General features: G+C 72.2%; 19 protein-coding genes. 7 read left to right on the top strand and 12 right to left on the bottom strand.

What is annotated here, in order from left to right; translation table 11 throughout:
* Window positions 1-69: 69 nt before the first annotated feature.
* The 3 genes from SPF06_RS14275 to SPF06_RS14265 all read right to left on the bottom strand — a co-directional run bounded on the left by SPF06_RS14275 (window position 70) and on the right by SPF06_RS14265 (window position 2794).
* Entirely contained in the window at window positions 70-1569 is a 1500-nt protein-coding gene (locus SPF06_RS14275; RefSeq protein WP_323279785.1) for an MFS transporter, read from the bottom strand.
* A complete protein-coding gene (locus tag SPF06_RS14270; RefSeq protein WP_323279784.1) occupies window positions 1566-2042 on the bottom strand; it encodes a MarR family winged helix-turn-helix transcriptional regulator in 477 nt (158 codons plus the stop codon). Before SPF06_RS14270 ends, SPF06_RS14275 begins: the two co-directional genes overlap by 4 nt.
* Window positions 2043-2188: 146 nt before the next feature.
* Window positions 2189-2794 carry a malonic semialdehyde reductase gene (locus SPF06_RS14265; protein WP_323279783.1) on the bottom strand — a complete coding sequence of 202 codons (606 nt, stop codon included), beginning with the start codon at window positions 2792-2794 and terminating at the stop codon, window positions 2189-2191.
* 209 nt (window positions 2795-3003) lie between these two features.
* Here SPF06_RS14265 and SPF06_RS14260 point away from each other — a divergent pair, with 209 nt between their 5' ends.
* Complete coding sequence (locus tag SPF06_RS14260; protein WP_323279782.1) at window positions 3004-4293, top strand: uracil-xanthine permease family protein; 1290 nt, start codon at window positions 3004-3006, stop codon at window positions 4291-4293.
* Between the two features lie 150 nt (window positions 4294-4443).
* Window positions 4444-5679: a multidrug effflux MFS transporter gene (locus SPF06_RS14255; protein ID WP_323279781.1), complete on the top strand. Its 1236-nt coding sequence runs from the start codon at window positions 4444-4446 to the stop codon at window positions 5677-5679.
* Between the two features lie 258 nt (window positions 5680-5937).
* Here SPF06_RS14255 and SPF06_RS14250 read toward each other — a convergent pair whose 3' ends face one another.
* A complete protein-coding gene (locus tag SPF06_RS14250; RefSeq protein WP_323279780.1) occupies window positions 5938-7053 on the bottom strand; it encodes a glycerate kinase in 1116 nt (371 codons plus the stop codon).
* Window positions 7054-7105: 52 nt separating this feature from the next.
* Here SPF06_RS14250 and SPF06_RS14245 point away from each other — a divergent pair, with 52 nt between their 5' ends.
* Complete coding sequence (locus SPF06_RS14245; protein WP_323279779.1) at window positions 7106-7696, top strand: TMEM175 family protein; 591 nt, start codon at window positions 7106-7108, stop codon at window positions 7694-7696.
* A 143-nt stretch (window positions 7697-7839) separates the two neighbouring features.
* Window positions 7840-8007, top strand: a complete 168-nt coding sequence (locus tag SPF06_RS14240) for a hypothetical protein (protein ID WP_323279778.1) — start codon at window positions 7840-7842, stop codon at window positions 8005-8007.
* 75 nt (window positions 8008-8082) lie between these two features.
* On the opposite strand, the gene SPF06_RS14235 is transcribed toward SPF06_RS14240, so the two are convergent.
* Window positions 8083-8823: a glycerophosphodiester phosphodiesterase family protein gene (locus SPF06_RS14235; RefSeq protein WP_323279911.1), complete on the bottom strand. Its 741-nt coding sequence runs from the start codon at window positions 8821-8823 to the stop codon at window positions 8083-8085.
* Window positions 8824-8879: 56 nt separating this feature from the next.
* Between SPF06_RS14235 and SPF06_RS14230 the strand changes: the two genes are divergently transcribed.
* From SPF06_RS14230 to SPF06_RS14220, 3 genes are all read left to right on the top strand, one after another.
* Entirely contained in the window at window positions 8880-9365 is a 486-nt protein-coding gene (locus tag SPF06_RS14230) for an NUDIX hydrolase (RefSeq protein WP_323279777.1), read from the top strand.
* A complete protein-coding gene (locus tag SPF06_RS14225) occupies window positions 9362-10210 on the top strand; it encodes a PhzF family phenazine biosynthesis protein (RefSeq protein ID WP_323279776.1) in 849 nt (282 codons plus the stop codon). Before SPF06_RS14230 ends, SPF06_RS14225 begins: the two co-directional genes overlap by 4 nt.
* A 90-nt stretch (window positions 10211-10300) precedes the next feature.
* A complete protein-coding gene (locus SPF06_RS14220; RefSeq protein ID WP_323279775.1) occupies window positions 10301-10444 on the top strand; it encodes a lmo0937 family membrane protein in 144 nt (47 codons plus the stop codon).
* 86 nt (window positions 10445-10530) lie between these two features.
* Here SPF06_RS14220 and SPF06_RS14215 read toward each other — a convergent pair whose 3' ends face one another.
* The 7 genes from SPF06_RS14215 to SPF06_RS14185 are packed head-to-tail and all read right to left on the bottom strand — an operon-like array spanning window position 10531 to window position 17915.
* Window positions 10531-12045, bottom strand: coding sequence for an aldehyde dehydrogenase (NADP(+)) (locus tag SPF06_RS14215; protein WP_323279774.1), 1515 nt, complete (start codon window positions 12043-12045; stop codon window positions 10531-10533).
* 58 nt (window positions 12046-12103) lie between these two features.
* Window positions 12104-13750 carry an FAD/NAD(P)-dependent oxidoreductase gene (locus SPF06_RS14210; protein WP_323279773.1) on the bottom strand — a complete coding sequence of 549 codons (1647 nt, stop codon included), beginning with the start codon at window positions 13748-13750 and terminating at the stop codon, window positions 12104-12106.
* Complete coding sequence (locus SPF06_RS14205; RefSeq protein WP_323279772.1) at window positions 13747-14022, bottom strand: (2Fe-2S)-binding protein; 276 nt, start codon at window positions 14020-14022, stop codon at window positions 13747-13749. Before SPF06_RS14205 ends, SPF06_RS14210 begins: the two co-directional genes overlap by 4 nt.
* Window positions 14019-15215 (bottom strand): NAD(P)/FAD-dependent oxidoreductase, encoded by a 1197-nt coding sequence (locus tag SPF06_RS14200; protein WP_323279771.1) that lies wholly within the window; start codon window positions 15213-15215, stop codon window positions 14019-14021. Before SPF06_RS14200 ends, SPF06_RS14205 begins: the two co-directional genes overlap by 4 nt.
* On the bottom strand, window positions 15212-15907 hold the full coding sequence (locus tag SPF06_RS14195) for a GntR family transcriptional regulator (protein ID WP_323279770.1): 696 nt from the start codon (window positions 15905-15907) through the stop codon (window positions 15212-15214). Before SPF06_RS14195 ends, SPF06_RS14200 begins: the two co-directional genes overlap by 4 nt.
* Before the next feature lie 23 nt (window positions 15908-15930).
* On the bottom strand, window positions 15931-16917 hold the full coding sequence (locus SPF06_RS14190) for an ornithine cyclodeaminase family protein (protein WP_323279769.1): 987 nt from the start codon (window positions 16915-16917) through the stop codon (window positions 15931-15933).
* Window positions 16914-17915: a proline racemase family protein gene (locus SPF06_RS14185; protein WP_323279768.1), complete on the bottom strand. Its 1002-nt coding sequence runs from the start codon at window positions 17913-17915 to the stop codon at window positions 16914-16916. Before SPF06_RS14185 ends, SPF06_RS14190 begins: the two co-directional genes overlap by 4 nt.
* Window positions 17916-17934 lie beyond the last annotated feature (19 nt).

Genomic DNA, 17934 nt, shown 5'->3' with positions numbered 1-17934 from the left:
GTTCCCGCGTCAGCACGCGGCCGGGACGGCGCAGCAGAGGCGACGGCGCAGCAGAATCAGGCGGCAGCGTCAGCTGCGCTTATGGCCGGACTCCACCGGCCCCGGCAGCCGGGGCCCGACGACACGCGGGATGCTTCCCGTGGCGTTCCTCTGGACCACCGCGGTCCGCGGCCGGCTGCCATCCCGCGACGCGCGGCAGTCGCCCGCAGGCCGCACGCGCGGATCGGACGCGAGCGGACCGGCGGGCTGCGCCGTGGTTTCCGCACGGACCTCGTGCTGCCGGGGTGACGGCGCGACGGGAACGGTGCCGGTCGCCGTCGTCGTACGTCGCGTCGCCCACGCCGCCCGCAGCTGATCGCGGAACGTGCCCTCGCCGCGGCGGCTCAGCGCCACGACGCCAAGCACGCCCGCGGTCAATGCCGCCAGGCCCCCGGCGGCCACGGACCACCGCGGCCCCGCCGCGTTCGCGATCCAGCCCACGAGCGGCGCACCGATCGGAGTCCCGCCCTGGATGACGGCCATGTAGAGCGCGAGCACGCGCCCGCGGAACTGAGCCTCCGTGCTGAGCTGGACGATCGTGTTGCACAGGTTGAGGAACGTGATCGCCGCGAGGCCCACGGGCACGAGCGCGAGGGCGAACCAGACGTAGCCGGGCATGGCCGCCGCGACGATTGTGGCGAGGCCGAGCAGGACCGCGGCGGCCACGAGGAGGCCCATGCGCGCCGTCTTCCGCCGAGCCGCGAGAAGGGCGCCCGCGAGCGTGCCCACCGCCATGACGGACCCGAGGAGCCCATACGCATCCGGACCCGTGCGGAAGACGTCCGCTGCCATGAGCGCGTTCGTGACCTGGAAGTTGAGTGTGAACGTCCCGACGAGGGCGGCCATGGCCATGATGAGCAGGATCCGCGGCTGATCGCGCACATAGCGGATGCCCTCGCGGATCTGATGCTTCCCGCGCGGCACGGGAGGCGTGCGCTGAAGAAGGTCCGTGCGCAGCCGCGTGAGCGACGTGAGGACCGCCGCGAAGGTCACGGCGTTGAGCAGGAAGACCCAGCCCGTGCCCACGAGGCCGATGAGCACGCCGGCGATGCCCGGCCCCGCGAGTCGGGCCAGATTGAAGGACGCGCTGTTGAGGGCAACGGCGTTCGGCACGTCGGCGCGGCCCACGAGCTCCGAGACGAAGGCCTGACGCGGGGGCGCGTCGATCGCACTCGCCACGCCGAGGCCGAGCGCAATCGCATAGACCTCCCATAGCTGGGCGGTGCCCGAGAGCACGAGGACGGCCTGAAGGAGGCCAAGGGCGCCCATCGCCGATTGGGTTCCCATGAGCAGCTTGCGCTTGTCGAGCCGGTCCCCGAGGACGCCCGCGTAAGGCCCGAGCACGATGATCGGGAGGAACTGGAGGCCGGTCGTGACGCCGACAGCGGCCGCATCATGCTGCGTGAGCTGAGTCAGGACGAGCCAGTCTTGGGCCACGCGCTGCATCCACGTGCCGATGTTGGAGACGAGGGCGCCTGCAGCCCACAGGCGATAGTTCGGATGGCGGAGTGCTTTGAACGTCTTGCTCACCGGGCGCACATCTCCACGAGGATCTCGGCAGCGCGGTGCATCGTGGCCCGGTCGGCCTCGGACAGGTCCTCGAGCCGGCTCGCAAGCCAAGCGGACCGGAGGCGGCGCGACTCCTCGAGCACGGCCCGGCCCTCGTCCGCGAGTTCGACGACGACCTGCCGCCCGTCGGTGGGGTTGTCCGTCCGCGTCACGAGACCCTGGGCCGCGAGCGCGTTGACCGTGCGCGTCATGCTCGGCGCCTGGACCCGCTCGGCCTCGGCGAGCTGCCGCATGGTCTGGGGCCCGCGCTTAGCGAGGAGGCCGAGGACGGTCGTCTGCCCCGAGGTCACGGCGTCGCTGCTCGCCTGCGTACGCAGGACTCGGGCCGTGCGCATGACGGCGATGCGGAGTTCGACGGCGAGGTCGTCGAGGTCGGGTGCCTCGGGCTGGCTTCGGGGCGCGTGTCTTGCGGGTTCAGGGGTCTGCGGCATCATCGATGCTTAGCTTAGCTCATTAGCTTGGCTAAGCATATGAGCGCGGTCACCTTCGTGCGTTCGAAGGGTCACATTCGGCGGGTGGCACCCACGGGTGGTGACCACCGGACGGGGCGCACCGCGGAAGGTGACCACGACCGGACGGCTTAGAGGGTCTCGACGACGTCCTCGAACGCGAACTTCGTCTTCGCGGGGCCGAACGCGTCGGCGGCGGGAAGGCCGATGTTGACCACGAGGAAGCTCCTGCGGCCGCCCTCGGGGAAGAACTCGGCGTCGATCGCGTCGAAGTCCGCGCCCGTCATCGGGCCTGCCGCGAAACCAAGCGCCCGGACGGCGAGGATGAAGTAGCCGGCCTGAAGGTGCGCGTTGTCACGGCCGGTCCCGTAGCGGAGGGACTCGTCGCCGTCGAACATGGCCTTGGCGCGGAGGGCCACCGGAAGGAACTCAGGCCACTTCTCGTGCCACTCGGTGTCAAACGCGAGGAGCGCGACGAGCGGGGCCCTGCGCGTCTTCTCCTGGTTGCCGGGGCTCAGGTGCGCGACGAGACGCTCGCGGGCCTCGGGCGAACGGACGTACGTAATGCGGAGCGGCTGGTTGTTGAACGCCGTCGGGCCGAACTTCGTGAGCTCGTAGATGGCCTGTGCCTGCGCCTCCGTCACCTCGCCAGTGAACGAATTCGCCGTGCGGGCCTCGACGAACAGGGCGTCGACGGCCGTGGCGTCCAGGGCAGCTTCTTCGTGGGCGATGCTCATGCGGATCTCCTCGTGCATCAAATGGCGTGGTGCGGCGGTTCCGTCCGTCGCGCTCAGAGGTGACAACCCGCCGTCGTCCGCTCTCCTTCCGGTTTGAATGGTGAGATTCGCCACAGGTCTTCCTGCGGGCGCCCGAGGGCCGCCGAGCAATGTCGGTACCCCTGAGTAGGATGCGTGCTGATAGCCGCCACCACTCGAAAGGCATGCGCATGAGCCTGCTCGGCACCAGATGGAAGCTCCATGGCGACGGCCGCTCGGTCCGCCCGGGCAAGGTCGTCGCACCGAACGAGCGGCTCGCCTGGCCCATCACGATCGGCGTCGGGCTCCAGCACGTCGTCGCGATGTTCGGCGCGACGTTCCTCGTGCCGATCCTCACGCATATGCCGCCCGCCACGACGCTCTTCTTCTCGGGCATCGGCACCCTCCTCTTCCTCGTCGTGACCCAGGGCAGAGTGCCCAGCTACCTCGGCTCGTCGTTCGCGTTCATCGCCCCGATCCTCGCGTCGCAGCAGCAGTTCGGGGTCGGGGGTGCGCTCGGCGGGGTGGTCGCGGCGGGGGTCGCGCTCGCGCTCGTCGGCGCGGTCGTGCAGAAGTTTGGCGCCCACTGGATCAACATCGTGATGCCGCCCGTGGTGACCGGCTCGATCGTCGCGCTCATCGGCCTGAACCTCGCCCCGGCAGCGAAGCAGAACTTCGTCGCGGCGCCGGTCACCGCCCTCGTGACGCTCGTGGCGATCATCCTCGTAAGCGTCCTGTTCCGCGGGATCCTGGGCAGGCTGAGCATCCTCATCGGCGTGGTGATCGGGTACGTCGTCGCGGTGGCGCGGGGAGAGGTGGACTTCTCGAAGGTCAATGCCGCGGCCTGGATCGGCCTCCCCCACTTCCAGACGCCCGAGTTCCACCTGGGCGTCCTCGGGCTCTTCGTTCCGGTGGTCCTCGTGCTCGTGGCCGAGAACGTGGGGCACGTCAAGAGCGTCTCCGCCATGACAGGCCAGAACCTCGACGGCGTGGCCGGGCGTGCGCTGATGGCCGACGGCGCCGCGACCGTCCTCGCGGGCCTCGGCGGGGGCTCCGGCACGACGACGTACGCCGAGAACATCGGCGTCATGGCGGCCACCAAGGTGTATTCGACGGCGGCCTACTGGGTCGCGGGGCTCTGCGCGCTCGTGCTGAGCTTCTCGCCGAAGTTCGGCGAGCTCATTGCGACCGTCCCGCAGGGCGTCCTGGGCGGAGCTGCCACGATGCTTTACGGCATGATCGGGGTGCTCGGCGTCAAGATCTGGGTCCAGGGCCGCGTGAACTTCTCGAACCAGATCAACATCACGACGGCGGCGGTTGCGCTCATTGTCGGGATCGCCGACTACACGTGGAACGTCGGCCAGTTGAGCTTTGCGGGGATCGCCCTCGGCTCCGCCGCCGCGCTCCTCGTCTACCACGGCATGACGGCGCTCGCCCGTTGGCGCGGGACGGTCCGGGAGCCGGAGACCGAGCGCGTGTAACGAGCCCCATCCGACGTCCGTGACCGCGATCCCTACGTGGGTGGTCTCGCGCGCCGAGGGAGGTACTGGCAGTACCTGCAACGACAGGGCCCTCCCCCGCCCGCTCGCGCTCTGGTGTGCTGGGACCACACCTCGAACGACAGGACCACCGTGGCCACCACCCAAGCCCCACCGAACCCGACCCAGCGCGCCGTGAGCCGCCCGCTCGCCGTCGTCCTCGGGCTGCTCACCGCTTTCGGCCCTATCTCGATGGACCTCTACCTCCCCGTGCTGCCCGCGCTCACCGCGGACCTCCACGCCGGGACGTCGACGGCGCAGCTCACCGTCTCCGCATGCCTCCTCGGGCTTGCGTTCGGCCAGATCGTGGCGGGGCCACTCTCGGACCGGTTCGGCCGCCGGCGCCCGCTCCTCGTCGGGGTGGTCGCCTATGTCGCCGCCTCGGCCCTGTGTGCGGCCAGTCCGTCGATTGAGACTCTCATCGGGGCGCGCCTCGTCCAGGGCCTCGCGGGGTCGGTGGGGATCGTGATCGCGCAGGCGGCGGGCCGCGACCTGTACTCGGGCGGCAAGCTCGTGCGCTACTACGGGCGCCTTGCCGTGCTCGGCGGGCTCGCAGCGATCATCGGCCCCGTGATCGGCGGGCAGCTCGCCGCGTTCACCGACTGGCGGGGAACGTTCGTCTTCCTCTCCGTCGTCGGGGTCGGGATCCTCGCGGCCTCCGGCCTCATCTTCGACGAGACGCTTCCCGCAGAACTCCGGTCTCCCGGGAGCCTCTCGCACACCCTCCGCAGCTTCGCGCGGCTGCTCACGGACCGGATGTTCGTCGCCTCGCTCCTCGTGACCGGGTTTGCGGGCGCCGTCATTTTCGCGTATCTCGCCGGCGCGACGTTCGTGCTCCAGGGGATCTATGGCCTGTCGCCGCAGGAGTACGCGTTCGCGTTCGGCCTCAACTCGCTCGGCTACATGGTGTTCGGGTTCATCTCAGGGCGCCTTTCCGAGCGCTGGTCGGAAAGGGGGACGCTCGTGGTCGGGCTCGTCATGGGCGTGGTCGGGGCGGGCTTCCTTCTCGTGACCGCGGTCCTTCATCTCGCGCTCATCGCCGTCATCGTCTCCCTCTTCACGATGGTCTCGGGCATGGCGATGACGGCGCCGCCATCGACGTCGCTCGCCCTCTCGCACTACCGCGATATCGCTGGCACGGCGTCGTCGCTCCTCGGGCTCACCCGCTTCGCGTTCGGCGGGATCGCTGCGCCTCTCGTGGGCCTCGGCGGCGAGCACGACGCAACAGCCCTCGGCGTCGTGACGCTCGCCGCGGCGGTGTTGGCCACGGCGTGCTGGTTCGTGGCGGGCTGGCGGGCCCGGCGGCCAGAGGTGCCAGCGACGAGGTGACGGCGCAGCGATAGGGCGGCCGCGCGGCCTCGCCGCAGACCGGCGACGAAGACTCGGCGCCGCCGGGGAGACGGCTCGAGGTCGAAGAGACGGGCTGAGTGCGTCTCATGAGCGACAAGCTGTCTTCCCTGGGTGAGAGGTGGCCACGCGTGGGCGAGAGGTGGCCACGCGTGGGCGGGAGGTGGCCACGCGTGGGCGGGAGGTGGCCACGCGTGGGCGAGAGGTGGCCACGCGTGGGGGGCGGTGGAGCCGGGGCGGTTAGGCGCCCGCGAGCAGCTCCGCGACCGCGCGGCGGACGTAGCCCGCGCCGTCGGCCATCGCGTCGGCCGGGCTCGGCGCGAGGTCCACGAGGGCGCCCGCGATCTCGATCCCGTGCTCGGCGAGTTCTTCGGGCGTTGCGAGGATGCGGCCCGCCACGGCCACGACCGGGATTCCCCGATCCCGGGCCCGATCCGCGAGCGCAATCGGCGCCTTGCCCGTGAGCGACTGGCCGTCGAGAGAACCCTCGCCCGTGATGACGAGATCGGTGCCGTCGAGCTTCGCGTCGAGGCCCACGAGGTCCGCGACGAGCTCGAAGCCGCTCTCGAGCTCCGCGTCCGTGAACGCAAGGAACGCCGCGGGGAAGCCGCCCGCCGCGCCGGAGCCGGGGACGTCGACATCGCGCCCTGTCGCCTCGGCGAGAATGCGCGCCCACGTGCGGAGGCCGGCGTCGAGCGCTCCGACCGCGTCGGGGTCGGCGCCCTTCTGCGGGCCGAAGACGTGCGCCGCCCCGTCGGGGCCGTACAGCGGGTTGCGGACGTCGACGGCGATGCGGAACCGCGTGTGCGCGAGCCGCGGGTCGAGCGCCGAGGCGTCGACCGAGACGACGTCGGCGAGTGCGGCACCGCCGAGCGGGACGACGTTGCCCGCGGCGTCGAGGGGCTTGAGGCCGAGCGCGCGGAGGGCGCCCGAGCCGCCGTCGGTCATCGCGGAGCCGCCGAGGCCGAGCACGATCTCGGTCGCGCCGGCGTCGAGGGCCGCGGCGATCAGCTGGCCCGCGCCGTACGAATGGGCGCGGCGAGACGCTTCGGCGGTGGGCTCGGCGTCGAGGAGCGCGAGGCCCGAGGACTGCGCGGTCTCGATGACCGCCGTCGTGCCCTTGAGGGCCCACGACGCGCCGACCGGCCGCAGGATGGGCCCGACCACCGCGTTGTTGCGCTCGTCGAAGCCCGCGGCGACGGCCGCCTCGAGGGTGCCCTCGCCGCCGTCGGCAATCGGCACCCGCGTGACCTCGGCGTCCGGGTAGACGCGGAGGGCGCCCTCGGCCATCGCATCGGCGGCCTCGGCCGCGGTGAGGGAGCCCTTGAACTTGTCCGGGGCGATGAGAATGCGCATTCGACCATCCTGCCAGCCGCGCCCCGGGAGCGCTGAGTGTTTCAATGTGACCGTGGAGACCAACCGGGTAGAGGCGTTCAGTGACGGAGTTCTGGCCATTGCGATCACGATCATGGTGCTCGAGCTGAAGGTGCCCGACGCCCCCGACCTGCATGGCGTCCTCGAAGTCCTCCCGACCCTTCTGACGTATGTGCTGAGCTTCATCTACGTCGGGATCTACTGGACCAACCACCACCACCTCATGCACCTGACCAAGCGCGTGGACGGCGGGGCGCTGTGGGCAAACCTCAACCTGCTGTTCTGGCTCTCGCTCGTCCCCTTCACCACGAGGTGGATGGACGAAAGCAGCCTCAGCACCCTGCCGGTGCTCATCTATGGACTCAATCTGCTCGGTTCCGCGATCGCCTACTCGATCCTCCAGGCCCGGCTGATCCGGCTTCAGGGCGCCGACAGCACCCTCGCGCGCGCGATCCAGAACGACGCGAAGGGAAAGTGGTCGCTCGCGATCTACGTCGTTGGGTGCGCGGGGGCCTTCCTCTCGGTGTGGATCGCGGTGGCCGCCTACGTGGCCGTCGCGGCGATCTGGATCGTCCCGGACCGGCGGATCGAGCGCGCCGTCGCGTCCCAGGCCGACGAGGACTGAGCGCGGCGGGGTGCGGTGGGGGTACCGCGAACGACGGCGTCAGTGCTGCGGAAGGACCTGGGTCCCCTCGAGCTTGACCGCCTCGAGGGCGTTCACGTCGAGTCCGAGCTCGCGGAGGATGGTCGGCGCGATCTGCGTCTGACATGGATGCCGCGGGCGCGGCCACGGCGGCCGTCGCGGCAGCCGCAGTCGCGACACCGGTCGCGGCCAAAGCCGCGCCGAGCACAGCGGCAGCCGCGCGCTTCGTGCTGGTCTTCATGGTTCTCCGTTCCGGCGCCCGCGGCACCTGCCAGAACGAGAGAGTTCTCTGAGATTTCGGCTGGGCTTTGCCGAGTTCACGGGGAACTCGTGGAAAACTCCGAGGGGATTCCCCTTGACCGCGGCGCCTACGCGGGCGGCCACGCCCCGCGGGCCTCGAGGACGCCACGGAGCACGTCGGCCCGATCGGTCACGAGGCCGTCGACGCCGAGGTCAAGGAGCCGGCTCATGTCCGCGGCCTCGTTGACCGTCCACACGTGGACCTGCTTGCCGAGGGCGTGCGACCGGGCGAGGAACGCGGGCGTCACGACCGGCAGCCGCCCTTGCCCCTCGGGGACCTGGAAGCAGTCGACGTCGTGCAGGAACCGCCGCAGCACGCCCGCCGGGACAGCCGGGGCGCCGAAGGCGAGCAGCGCCGTCGTCCTCGTCCCCGCCGACGCCGCGACCGGGCGCGAGAGCCGCGCGAGGACCGCGCGCCGTCGTGCGTCCGAGAAGGAGGCCACGAGCACGCGGTCATGCAGGCGAAGGCGCTCGATGGCGTCCGCGAAGGGGGCGACGGCGGGACTCGCCTTGACGTCGACGTTGAAGCACGCGTCGGGGAGCGCCTCCGCGAGCTCCTCGAAGCGCAGCACGCGCTCGGCCCCGCCGATCCTCGCCCGCGCAACCTCGGCCCACGGGAGCCTCGAGATCCGGCCGGAGCGGTCCGTGACGCGGTCGAGCGTCTCGTCGTGGAAGGCGACGAGCACGCCGTCGGCCGTCGCGTGGACGTCCGTTTCGAGGTGCGTGAACCCGAGGTCCCACGCGGCGCGAAAAGCCGTGAGCGTGTTCTCGAGCCCGCCGAGGGAGAAGCCCCGGTGGGCGAGCGCCATAGGCGCGGGGCGGAGGTAGCTCACGCGGCCACCGTACCGCGGGTACGCTCGAAGCTATGGAGTCCCTGAGCCCGGTCAGCCGGGAGTACTTCCGCACGCTGCCGCGCCGCCGCGTCGCGGCCGGCCTCGTGATCCGCGACGATGAGGGGCGCGTGCTCGTCGTCAAGCCGAACTACAAGGAGGGCTGGCTCCTCCCCGGCGGCACCGTGGATCCCGGCGAGGCGCCGCGCACGGCCGCCCGCCGCGAAGGGCGCGAGGAACTCGGGCTCGACATCGAGCCGGGCGCGCTCCTCCTCATCGCCCATTCGGCCTTCCCCGACCCGATCGGCGACGGCCTCTCGTTCCTGTACGACGGCGGACTCCTCCCCGCGAGCGCCCCCGTGAGGCTCCAGGAGGAAGAGCTCACGGAGTGGAAGTTCCTCGCGGTCGAGGACTTCGAATCCCACTTCGGCGAGCACGGCGCGCAGCACGTCCGCGCCGCCCTCACGGGCCTCGCCGAGAAGCGCACGCTCGAGCTCGAGGACGGGGTTGAGCTGCTGTGACCCGACCGTTCAGCCAGGTTGACGTCTTCACGTCCGAGTTCCTGCGCGGGAACCCCGTGGCGGTCGTGCACGACGCCGAGGGCCTCTCGACCGAGGACATGGCCGCGTTCGCGCGCTGGACCAACCTCTCCGAGACCACGTACCTCCTCCCGCCCACCCAGCCCGAGGCCGACTACCGCCTCCGCATCTTCACGCCCGGCGGCGAGATCCCGTTCGCTGGGCACCCGACGCTCGGCTCCGCGCGGGCGTGGCTCGAGGCGGGCGGCGTGCCGGCCGCGGGTGGCCAGATCGTCCAGGAGTGCGGCGTGGGCCTCGTGACGCTGGCGGACGACGGCGGGCGGCTCGCCTTCGCGGCTCCCCCACTGCGGCGCTCGGGGCCCGTCGAGGCGGCGGAGCTCGCCGCCGTCGTGGCCTCGCTCGGGCTCGGGGCGGATGACGTCGTCGACGCGGCCTGGGTGGACAACGGCCCCGGCTGGGTCGGGGTCCTCGTGCGCGACGCCGAGACGGTGCTGGCGCTGCGGCCGGATCTTGCGGCGATGGGCAGGTATCTCGTGGGTGTCGTCGGGCCCTTCCCCGAGGGCTCGGAAGCGCGCGCCTCAGGGGCCGATTTCGAGGTGCGGGGCTTCGCACCGAGCCTCGACGTCCCCGAGGACCCGGTCACGGGGAGCCTCAACGCGGGACTCGCCCAGTGGCTCATCGGAAGCGGGCGCGCGCCGTCGTCGTACGTCGCCCGGCAGGGCACGGCGCTCGGGCGGCGCGGACTGGTGCGCGTCTCCTCGGATGGCACGGACGTGTGGGTGGGCGGGGACACCGTGGTCGGAGTCCGCGGGACGGTGGCGCTGTAGGCTCCTGGGGCCCGGCGCCGCGCGGGCCGGGTTTGAACCTCGCGTGCAGGGGTAATTCCAGGCGGTCTGCATCGACCCTAGGAGGCCAACATGCTGCTCTGGATCGCCATCATCCTGTTCGTGCTCTGGCTGCTCGGCTTCATCGGCAACATTGGATGGTTCATCCACATCCTGCTCGTGCTCGCGCTCATCTCGATCATCATTCACTTCATCCGAGGGCGCAGCACCGTCTGACGGCGGGCACGCCCCAGACGGCAGTCCCCTTCTCGCGGCGAAGTCCCGCACGAGCGAACTTCACTGCGAGAAGGGGACTGCGTTCCCTAGTGTTCCCGCACGCCGTCGACGAGCCGCGGGACGCCGAGCGGGTTGTCCTCTCGCAGGGCCTCGGGCAGGAGGTGCTGCGGGAACCCCTGGTACGCGACGGGCCGCACGAAGCGCTCGATCGCGGCGGTGCCCACCGACGTCGTGCCGGCCGCGGTCGTCGCGGGATACGGGCCACCGTGCTGCTGCGCATACGTGACCGAGACCCCGGTGGGCCACTCGTTCCACAGCACCCGCCCGGCCTTGCGGGACAGCACCTCGACGAGGGACGCGACGTCGCACGTGTCCGTTCCGTGGATCGTCGCCGTGAGCTGGCCCTCGAAGGTCTCGGCGAGCGTCACGAGCTGGGCCTCGTCGTCGTACGTGACGACGACGGCGGTGGGCCCGAAGCATTCGGCCTGCAGCGCGTGGGGCTCGGCGAGCATGTCCGCCGCGGTGGCGACGAGGAGGGTCGGGCTCGGGGGGTCGGCGAGCGGCGACGGGCCTTGGACGAGGACGTCGAGCCGCGGATTCGCGGCAAACCCCTCGAGCACCTCGGCGTACCCCTTCTGGATGCGCTCGTTGAGCAGCGCGGCGGCGGGCGGGAGGGCCGCCTCACGGAGCGCCTCGACCACGACGGAACCGGCTGGCACGACGAGCGTTCCTGGCTTCGTGCAGAACTGCCCCGCGCCGAGCGTGAACGATCCGACGAAGCCCCGTGCGATCTCGCCCCCGCGGGAGGCGGCCGCGGCCTCGGTCACGAACACGGGATTGTTGCTCCCGAGCTCGCCGTAGAACGGGATCGGGTCCGGGCGGGATGACGCGATGTCGAAGAGCGCGCGCCCGCCCGGGATGGACCCGGTGAACGCGCCCGCCGCGATCCGGGGGTCGCGGAGCGCAGCGGCGCCGGCAGCGGTCCCGGCGACGACGGCGAACGTCCCCTCCGGTGCGCCCGCCTCGGCAAGCGCCTCCGCGACGACGGCGCCCGTGCGGCGCGAGAGCTCGAGGTGGCCCGAATGCGCCTTGAGCAGCACGGGGCACCCCGCTGCGAGCGCGGACGCCGTGTCCCCGCCCGCGACCGAGAACGCGAACGGGAAGTTGCTCGCCGCGAACACGAGAACCGGGCCGACCGGCACGCGCACGCGCCGCAGGTCGGGGCGGGGGGCGCCCATGGGCCACTCGGGGTCGGCATGGTCGATGCGCGCGTCAAGGTAGCCGCCGTCGCGCAGGAGTTCGCCGAACAGGCGCAGCTGGAACGTCGTGCGCTTGAGCTCCCCGCGGAGACGACCCTCGGCGAGGTGGGTCTCGGCCTGGGCGATCGGCACGAGCTCGTCCGCGGCGGCGTCGAGCGCGTCGGCGACGGCGTCGAGGAGGCGCGCGCGCTCGGCGGGGCGGAGGGCCGCGAGGGGCCGGGCGGCGCCGTGAGCGGCGGCGAGGAGGGCTTCGAGCTCGGCGGCGCTCGTGGCGGCGGCGGGCGTGGTGGCGGCGGGCGTGGTGGGAGCGGGCGTGGTGGGAGCGGGCGGGACAGCACTCATGCCAGCGTTCCTTTCGTGGTGGTCTGGTTGGCTCGCGTCGGCGGCGACGCGTGGGGAGTCAGTGGTCGGAGGGTTCGAGGGCGGCGAGCTCGCCGACGCTCACGGGAGCCGCGAGCGGGCGCTTCGCCGAGGCCGCGAGGGAGGCCTCGCTCGGATGGGCGCCGCCTCCCGCGCCGAGGCACGACGCCGCGAAGCCGCAGACGCGGCCCTGGCACCAGCCCATTCCGGCGCGCGTGAAGGACTTGAGAGAGCGTGCGTCGGCGGCGCCGAGGGTGTCGCGGGCCTCGGCGATCTGGCCCGCGGTCACCTCCTCGCAGCGGCACACCGTCGTCTCGGGCGTGAGCCACTCGTGCCACGCGTCCGGGACGGGGTGGGCGCTGTGCATCGCCTCGGCGAAGTGCCGGTAGCGCGCGACCCGGGCGGCGTCGGGCGAGGATAGGACCGGCGCCTCGCCTGTGGCTGTGGCCGACGACGGACGGGCTCGCGACGAATCGCCGGCCCGTGCGGCCGCGGCCCCCGCGGCGCGCCCCTCGAGGACGGCGAGCGCCGCTCCGCCCACGCCCGTGACCTCGCCCGCGAGGAAGAGACCCGGAACGCTCGATTCCTGCCGCGCGTCGACGACGGCGACGAGGGACCCGTCCGCGTCGACCCGCGTCGCGGCGCCGAGCGAGACCGGCAGTTCGAGCTGGGGCGTGAATCCCCAGCCGAAGCCGACCACGTCGACGTCCTCGATCACGCGGTCGCTCGCCGGCCGGACGCGGCCCGCGGCGTCAACCCGGGCCCAGCGCACGCCGGCGGCCCGGTCCTCGCCGAGGACCTCGGTCACGACGCTGCGGGCCCGGTACGGGATGCGGTGGCGCGCGAACACCGCGGCGTAGCCGACGCCTTCGAGGGCCTTCCCCGGTACCCCGGCCGCCGCGCCGAGATGCGGAAACCACGCGACGGGCGACGACGATTCGAGCACCGCGACGACCGTCCCGCCCGCCTCGGCGATGTTCGCCGCGACGGGGAGGAGGAACGGGCCGGTGCCCGCGACGACGAAGCGCCGTCCCGGCAGCACGCCGTTGGCCTTGATAAACGCCTGGATCCCGCCCGCGGCCATGACGCCGGGAAGGTCCCAACCGGGCACGGGGAGCTGGCGGTCGTAGCCGCCGGGGCACAGGACGAGGCGGGACGCGACGACCGTCGTGCCGCCTCCCGCTTGCGCGGTCTCCGACGCAGGGCGGGACGGAGCTGGCCACGCGTCGTGCGAAATCTGGCCACGCGTCCCTGGAGAACGCGTGGCCACGTCTCGCCCAACCCGTGGCCACGTTTCGGCGCGATCACCCTGCGAAAGTGACGGCGGCGCGGCGGGGGACGCGGAAACGGAGGGGGCCAGCGCCACGGTAGGCGTCGTGCGGAGGGTGAAGCCGTCGTCGTCCTTCTGTGCCATCCAGACCTGGCGGCCGGGCAGATAGGCGATTCGCCCCGCGGCGCGCGCGGCGTCGAAGCGTGCCCGCAGATCGAGGTAAACGCCCCAGTCGTGGTGCCCGCGGCCGTCGGCGGCGACAGCGTGCTCGGGCCGGTGGCGCCAGTATTGCCCGCCGGGCTGGGCCGCGGAGTCGACGACGACGACGCTCGCCCCCGCCTCGGCCGCCGCCACCGCGGCGGCGAGCCCCGCGGGCCCCGCCCCGACGACGGCAACGTCCGCCCGCACGGCGCTCACGCCTCGGCTCCCGAGGCCGGCCCGTGAACCGAACCGCTGCCTTCGACGCGCATGCCCTCGCGCACCTCGACGAGGCACGCGCGCTGGTTCGCGGCGCCGTCGACCGTCACGAGGCAGTCGAAGCACACGCCGATCCCGCAGAACAGGCCGCGCGGGCGACCGCCCTGGCGCGTCGTGCGCCATGCGGGGATGCCGCTGGCCATGAGCGCGGCACCGACGGTCTGGCCTGGGCCGGCCTCGAGCGGCTCGCCATTGAACGTCAACGTACTCATGCGGTGGCCTCCTCACGGGGCTGGTCGGGAGTGGCGGCGCGGCCGAAGCGCGCCGGGGCGAAGGGGGCGAGGTCGAGGTCCGTTTCGCGGCCCGCGAGGGCCTGGGCGAGGAGCTTGCCGGTGCCGACGGACAGGCCGATGCCTGCGCCCTCGTGGCCGGCAGCGTGCCACAGGCCTGGCGTGCGCTCGTCATGCCCGATGACGGGGAGGTGGTCCGGGCAATACGGTCGGAAGCCGTGGTAGTGCCGGATCACCTTCACGTCGGCGAGGAAGGGAAAGAGCCCGACGGCGTTGCGCGCCAAGGTCCGCAGAGCTTCCGTGCTCACGGTCCGGTCGAAGCCCACGCGTTCGCGCGTCGAGCCAATCAGGATCGTTCCGCTCGGCGTCCCCTCGACGACCGGCGAGGCCTGCAGCCCCGCGTCCGAGCTCCCGACGTTGTCGATGTATTCGGCCGCGTAGACCTTGTGGTGGACCATGGGCGGAAGCGGCTCGGTGACCATGACGAAGCCGCGGCGCGGCATGACCGGCACCTCCACTCCGGCGAGTGCCGCGAGCTCCCCGGCCCACGTGCCGGCGCAGTTGACGACGGACGACGCCGAGAAGTCGCCGCGCGCGGTCCGCACGCCGGTGATCCGGCCGCCCGAGCGGAGGAACCCGGTCACGGGAGTGTCGGCGTGGAAGGTGGCCCCGGCTGCGACGGCGAGCCGCACGAGGTGGGCGGCGACGAGCATGGGCTGGACCTGGCAGTCCTCGGGGTAGTACGCGCCGCCGAGGGCTTCGCGGGAGATGTTGGGCTCGAGGGCGCGCAGCGCGTCGGCGTCGAGCTCCTCAACCTGCACACCGAACCCGGATTGGGCCGCCATGACCCGGCTCAGCGAGACGAGGCTGCTCTCGCGCGACGCGACGATGATGCCGCCCTTGCGCTCGAATTCCCACAGGTGCCGGTGCTCGGCGAGGTCCCCATGCCACACGCCGAGCGAGTAGCGCGTGAGCTCGAGCTCGGGGCCGAGCTCCTTGTCCGAGACGAGAATGTTTCCCTCGCACGCGGAGGAGGTCCCGCTCGCGGGGAGCCCCTTGTCGAGCACCACGACGCTCAGGCCCCGCTGGGCGGCGAAGTACGCGGTCGCGGCGCCGATGACGCCCGCGCCGATGACGACCACGTCACTGACGCCGGCACCGGACGGGACGTTCACGGGCTCTCCTCGGGTGGTTCCTGCTCGCCCGTGGCCCACAGGCCGCGCGCGTGGCCAATGTGGCGACGCATGAGCGCGAGGGCCGCCTCGCCGTCGCCCGCCTCGAGGAGGTCGAGGAGCTCGTGGTGCTCCTCCGCCGAATCGGCGAGGCGGTGGGACTCGCTCAGGGACTTGAGCCCGTACATGCGGGTCTTCATGCGGAGGCTCGTCGCGAGGTCGACGAGCTGCCCGTTGCCGCCGTAGCGCAGGACTTCGGCGTGGAAGTCGCGGTCCGCGGCGAGGTACGCGGCGAGGTCGCCCTCGCGTGCGGCGGCGACGATCGTGTCCGCGAGCGCCCGGAGCACCGGATACCCGGAGGGCGGGATCGCCCCGGCGATGCCGCCCACGACGGGCGGCTCGATGAGGAGCCGGATCTCGGTGATCTCGTCGAGTTCGCGATCGCTCATGCGAGTCACGCGGAAGCCCTTGTTCTTCACGGTCTCGACGAGCCCCTCGCGCGCGAGGTCCATCATGGCCTCGCGCACGGGCGTTGCGGAGACGCCGAACGCGGCCCCGAGGGCGGGCGCCGAGTACAGGGTTCCCTCCTCGAGCGTGCCGGCGATGATCGCGGCGCGAAGGGATTCCGTCACGGATTCGCGCAGGCTGCGCTGCGGGCCGAGCGGGGCGATGGGAAGGTTGTGGCTCGTGGACACGGCGGACACTCCTTGGGCGGGCGTCATTGTTTCGTGCCCCCTTCATACACCAAGGCCGCCGTGACGAGGTCCTCCCAGGCCATGCCCACGCCGCAGTAGAGCGCGGGGCGGCCCGGCGTCCGCTCGAAGCCGCCGCGCACGAGGTCGCGGAGGTTGGCGGGGCGGACCTCCTGCCACTCCTCGGCGCTGCGGGCCGGGATGAGGTCCCCGGCCTCGCGGAGCGCCGAGGCGCGCCCTTCGACGACGACGTCGCTGCGCCGCACGAGCGTCGCGTCCACCTCGCGCGCGTCGAGACCGTGCTGGCCGACGGCGGCGACCACCGCGTGCGGGGCGACGAGCGCGCCGTCGAACAGCGGGGTGCGCGACGACGTCGTGCACAGGATGACGTCGGAGTGCGGCACCTCGGCGACGCTCCCCTCGCGGACGGCGATGCCTTCCGCGGCAAGCGTCGCCACGAGCTCGCGGGCGCGTTCCGAACGACGGCCGACGACGGCGAAACTCGACCCGGGCAGGAGAGCGTGCGCCGCGCGGACGTGGTTGAAGGCCTGGACGCCGGCGCCGAAGACCAGGACGTGCGGCGCCGCGGGAGCACTGTCGGGAACCCCCGCGCCGCCGGGCGCCGCGGCGAGGATGTGCGTCACGGCGAGGAGCGTCGTCGCGGGGGTGCGGATGGCCGTGAGTTCAGTGCCGTCCATGACGGCAAGCGGGGCCAACGTGTCCGAGTCCACGAGCACGTAGACGCCCTGGATCTTCTCGAGCCCGCGGGCCGGGTTCCCCGGCGCGACCGTGAGCGCCTTGACCCCGCTGTACGCGCGGCCGGCCGCGGGCATGATGAGAAACTCGCCGCCCGGCGCGGGGCTGAACAGGCGCGGGCTATCCTCCTCCGGGTCCACACCGTCGAGGAGGGCGCGCTCGAGGGCCGCGACCGCCGTCGTCCATGGAGCCGCCGCGCGCACAGCCGCGGCGTCGAAGTACGGGAGTCCCGTGGCTGCGATCTCCGTCGCGGTCACAGCAGGAATCCCGCGGGGAACGGATCGGTCGGATCGAGGAAGTACTGCGCCGTGCCCGTGACCCACGCGCGGCCCGTGACCGTGGGGACAACGGCGGGCCGACCGGCGACCTCGGTCTCTTCGACGAGGCGGCCGATGAAGCGCGAGCCGATGTAGGACTCGTTGACGAAGTCCGCGTTGAGGGCCAGTTCGCCGCGCGCGTGGAGCTGGGCCATGCGCGCGCTTGTGCCCGTGCCGCACGGCGAGCGGTCGAACCAGCCCGGGTAGATGGCCATCGCATGGCGCGAGTGCTGCGCCGTCGAGCCCGGCGCCTTGAGGTACACGTGGTGGCACCCGCGGATGTCGTCGCGTTCGGGGTGCACGGGCTCGTCGGCGGCGTTGATCGCGTCCATGACGGCGAGGCCGGCCTTGAGCAGTTCGTCTTTGCGCTTCCGTTCGAAGGGCAGGCCGAGCCCGTCGAGGTCCACGATCGCGTAGAAGTTGCCCCCGAAGGCGAGGTCGTACTGGATGCTGCCGTAGCCGGGGACCTCGACGGACGCGTCGAGCCGATCCACGAACGAGGGCACGTTGCGGATCGTCACGGATTCGGCGTGGCCGTCCTTGACCGCCACTTCCGCAATCACGAGACCGGCCGGGGTGTCGAGCCGCACCGTCGTGACCGGCTCGACCACCTCGACCATCCCCGTCTCGACGAGCACCGTCGCGACGCCGATCGTCCCGTGGCCGCACATGGGCAGGAGCCCCGAGACCTCGATGTAGAGGACGCCGAAGTCGGCGTCGGGCCGCGTCGACGGCTGGAGGATCGCTCCGCTCATCGACGCGTGCCCGCGCGGTTCGTACATGAGGAGCGTGCGGATCCAGTCGCTGTGCTCCATGAACCACAGGCGGCGTTCGGCCATGCTCGCCCCGGGGATCGTCCCGACGCCGCCCGTGATGACGCGCGTCGGCATGCCCTCCGTGTGGGAGTCCACGGCGTGGAAGATGCGGCTCGTTCTCATGCTGCTCTCCTGGTCGGGA

This window comes from Sinomonas terricola (assembly GCF_034931225.1).
Lineage (GTDB): Bacteria > Actinomycetota > Actinomycetes > Actinomycetales > Micrococcaceae > Sinomonas > Sinomonas terricola.
This window is presented reverse-complemented; position numbering and strand designations above follow the sequence as displayed.

Coding starts and splice junctions, on each gene's coding strand:
- SPF06_RS14270 (WP_323279784.1), bottom strand. CDS start 2,042: ATGATGCCGCAGACCCCTGAACCCGCAAGACACGCGCCCCGAAGCCAG.
- SPF06_RS14265 (WP_323279783.1), bottom strand. CDS start 2,794: ATGAGCATCGCCCACGAAGAAGCTGCCCTGGACGCCACGGCCGTCGAC.
- SPF06_RS14260 (WP_323279782.1), top strand. CDS start 3,004: ATGAGCCTGCTCGGCACCAGATGGAAGCTCCATGGCGACGGCCGCTCG.
- SPF06_RS14250 (WP_323279780.1), bottom strand. CDS start 7,053: ATGCGCATTCTCATCGCCCCGGACAAGTTCAAGGGCTCCCTCACCGCG.
- SPF06_RS14240 (WP_323279778.1), top strand. CDS start 7,840: ATGGATGCCGCGGGCGCGGCCACGGCGGCCGTCGCGGCAGCCGCAGTC.
- SPF06_RS14235 (WP_323279911.1), bottom strand. CDS start 8,823: ATGGCGCTCGCCCACCGGGGCTTCTCCCTCGGCGGGCTCGAGAACACG.
- SPF06_RS14230 (WP_323279777.1), top strand. CDS start 8,880: ATGGAGTCCCTGAGCCCGGTCAGCCGGGAGTACTTCCGCACGCTGCCG.
- SPF06_RS14220 (WP_323279775.1), top strand. CDS start 10,301: ATGCTGCTCTGGATCGCCATCATCCTGTTCGTGCTCTGGCTGCTCGGC.
- SPF06_RS14215 (WP_323279774.1), bottom strand. CDS start 12,045: ATGAGTGCTGTCCCGCCCGCTCCCACCACGCCCGCTCCCACCACGCCC.
- SPF06_RS14205 (WP_323279772.1), bottom strand. CDS start 14,022: ATGAGTACGTTGACGTTCAATGGCGAGCCGCTCGAGGCCGGCCCAGGC.
- SPF06_RS14185 (WP_323279768.1), bottom strand. CDS start 17,915: ATGAGAACGAGCCGCATCTTCCACGCCGTGGACTCCCACACGGAGGGC.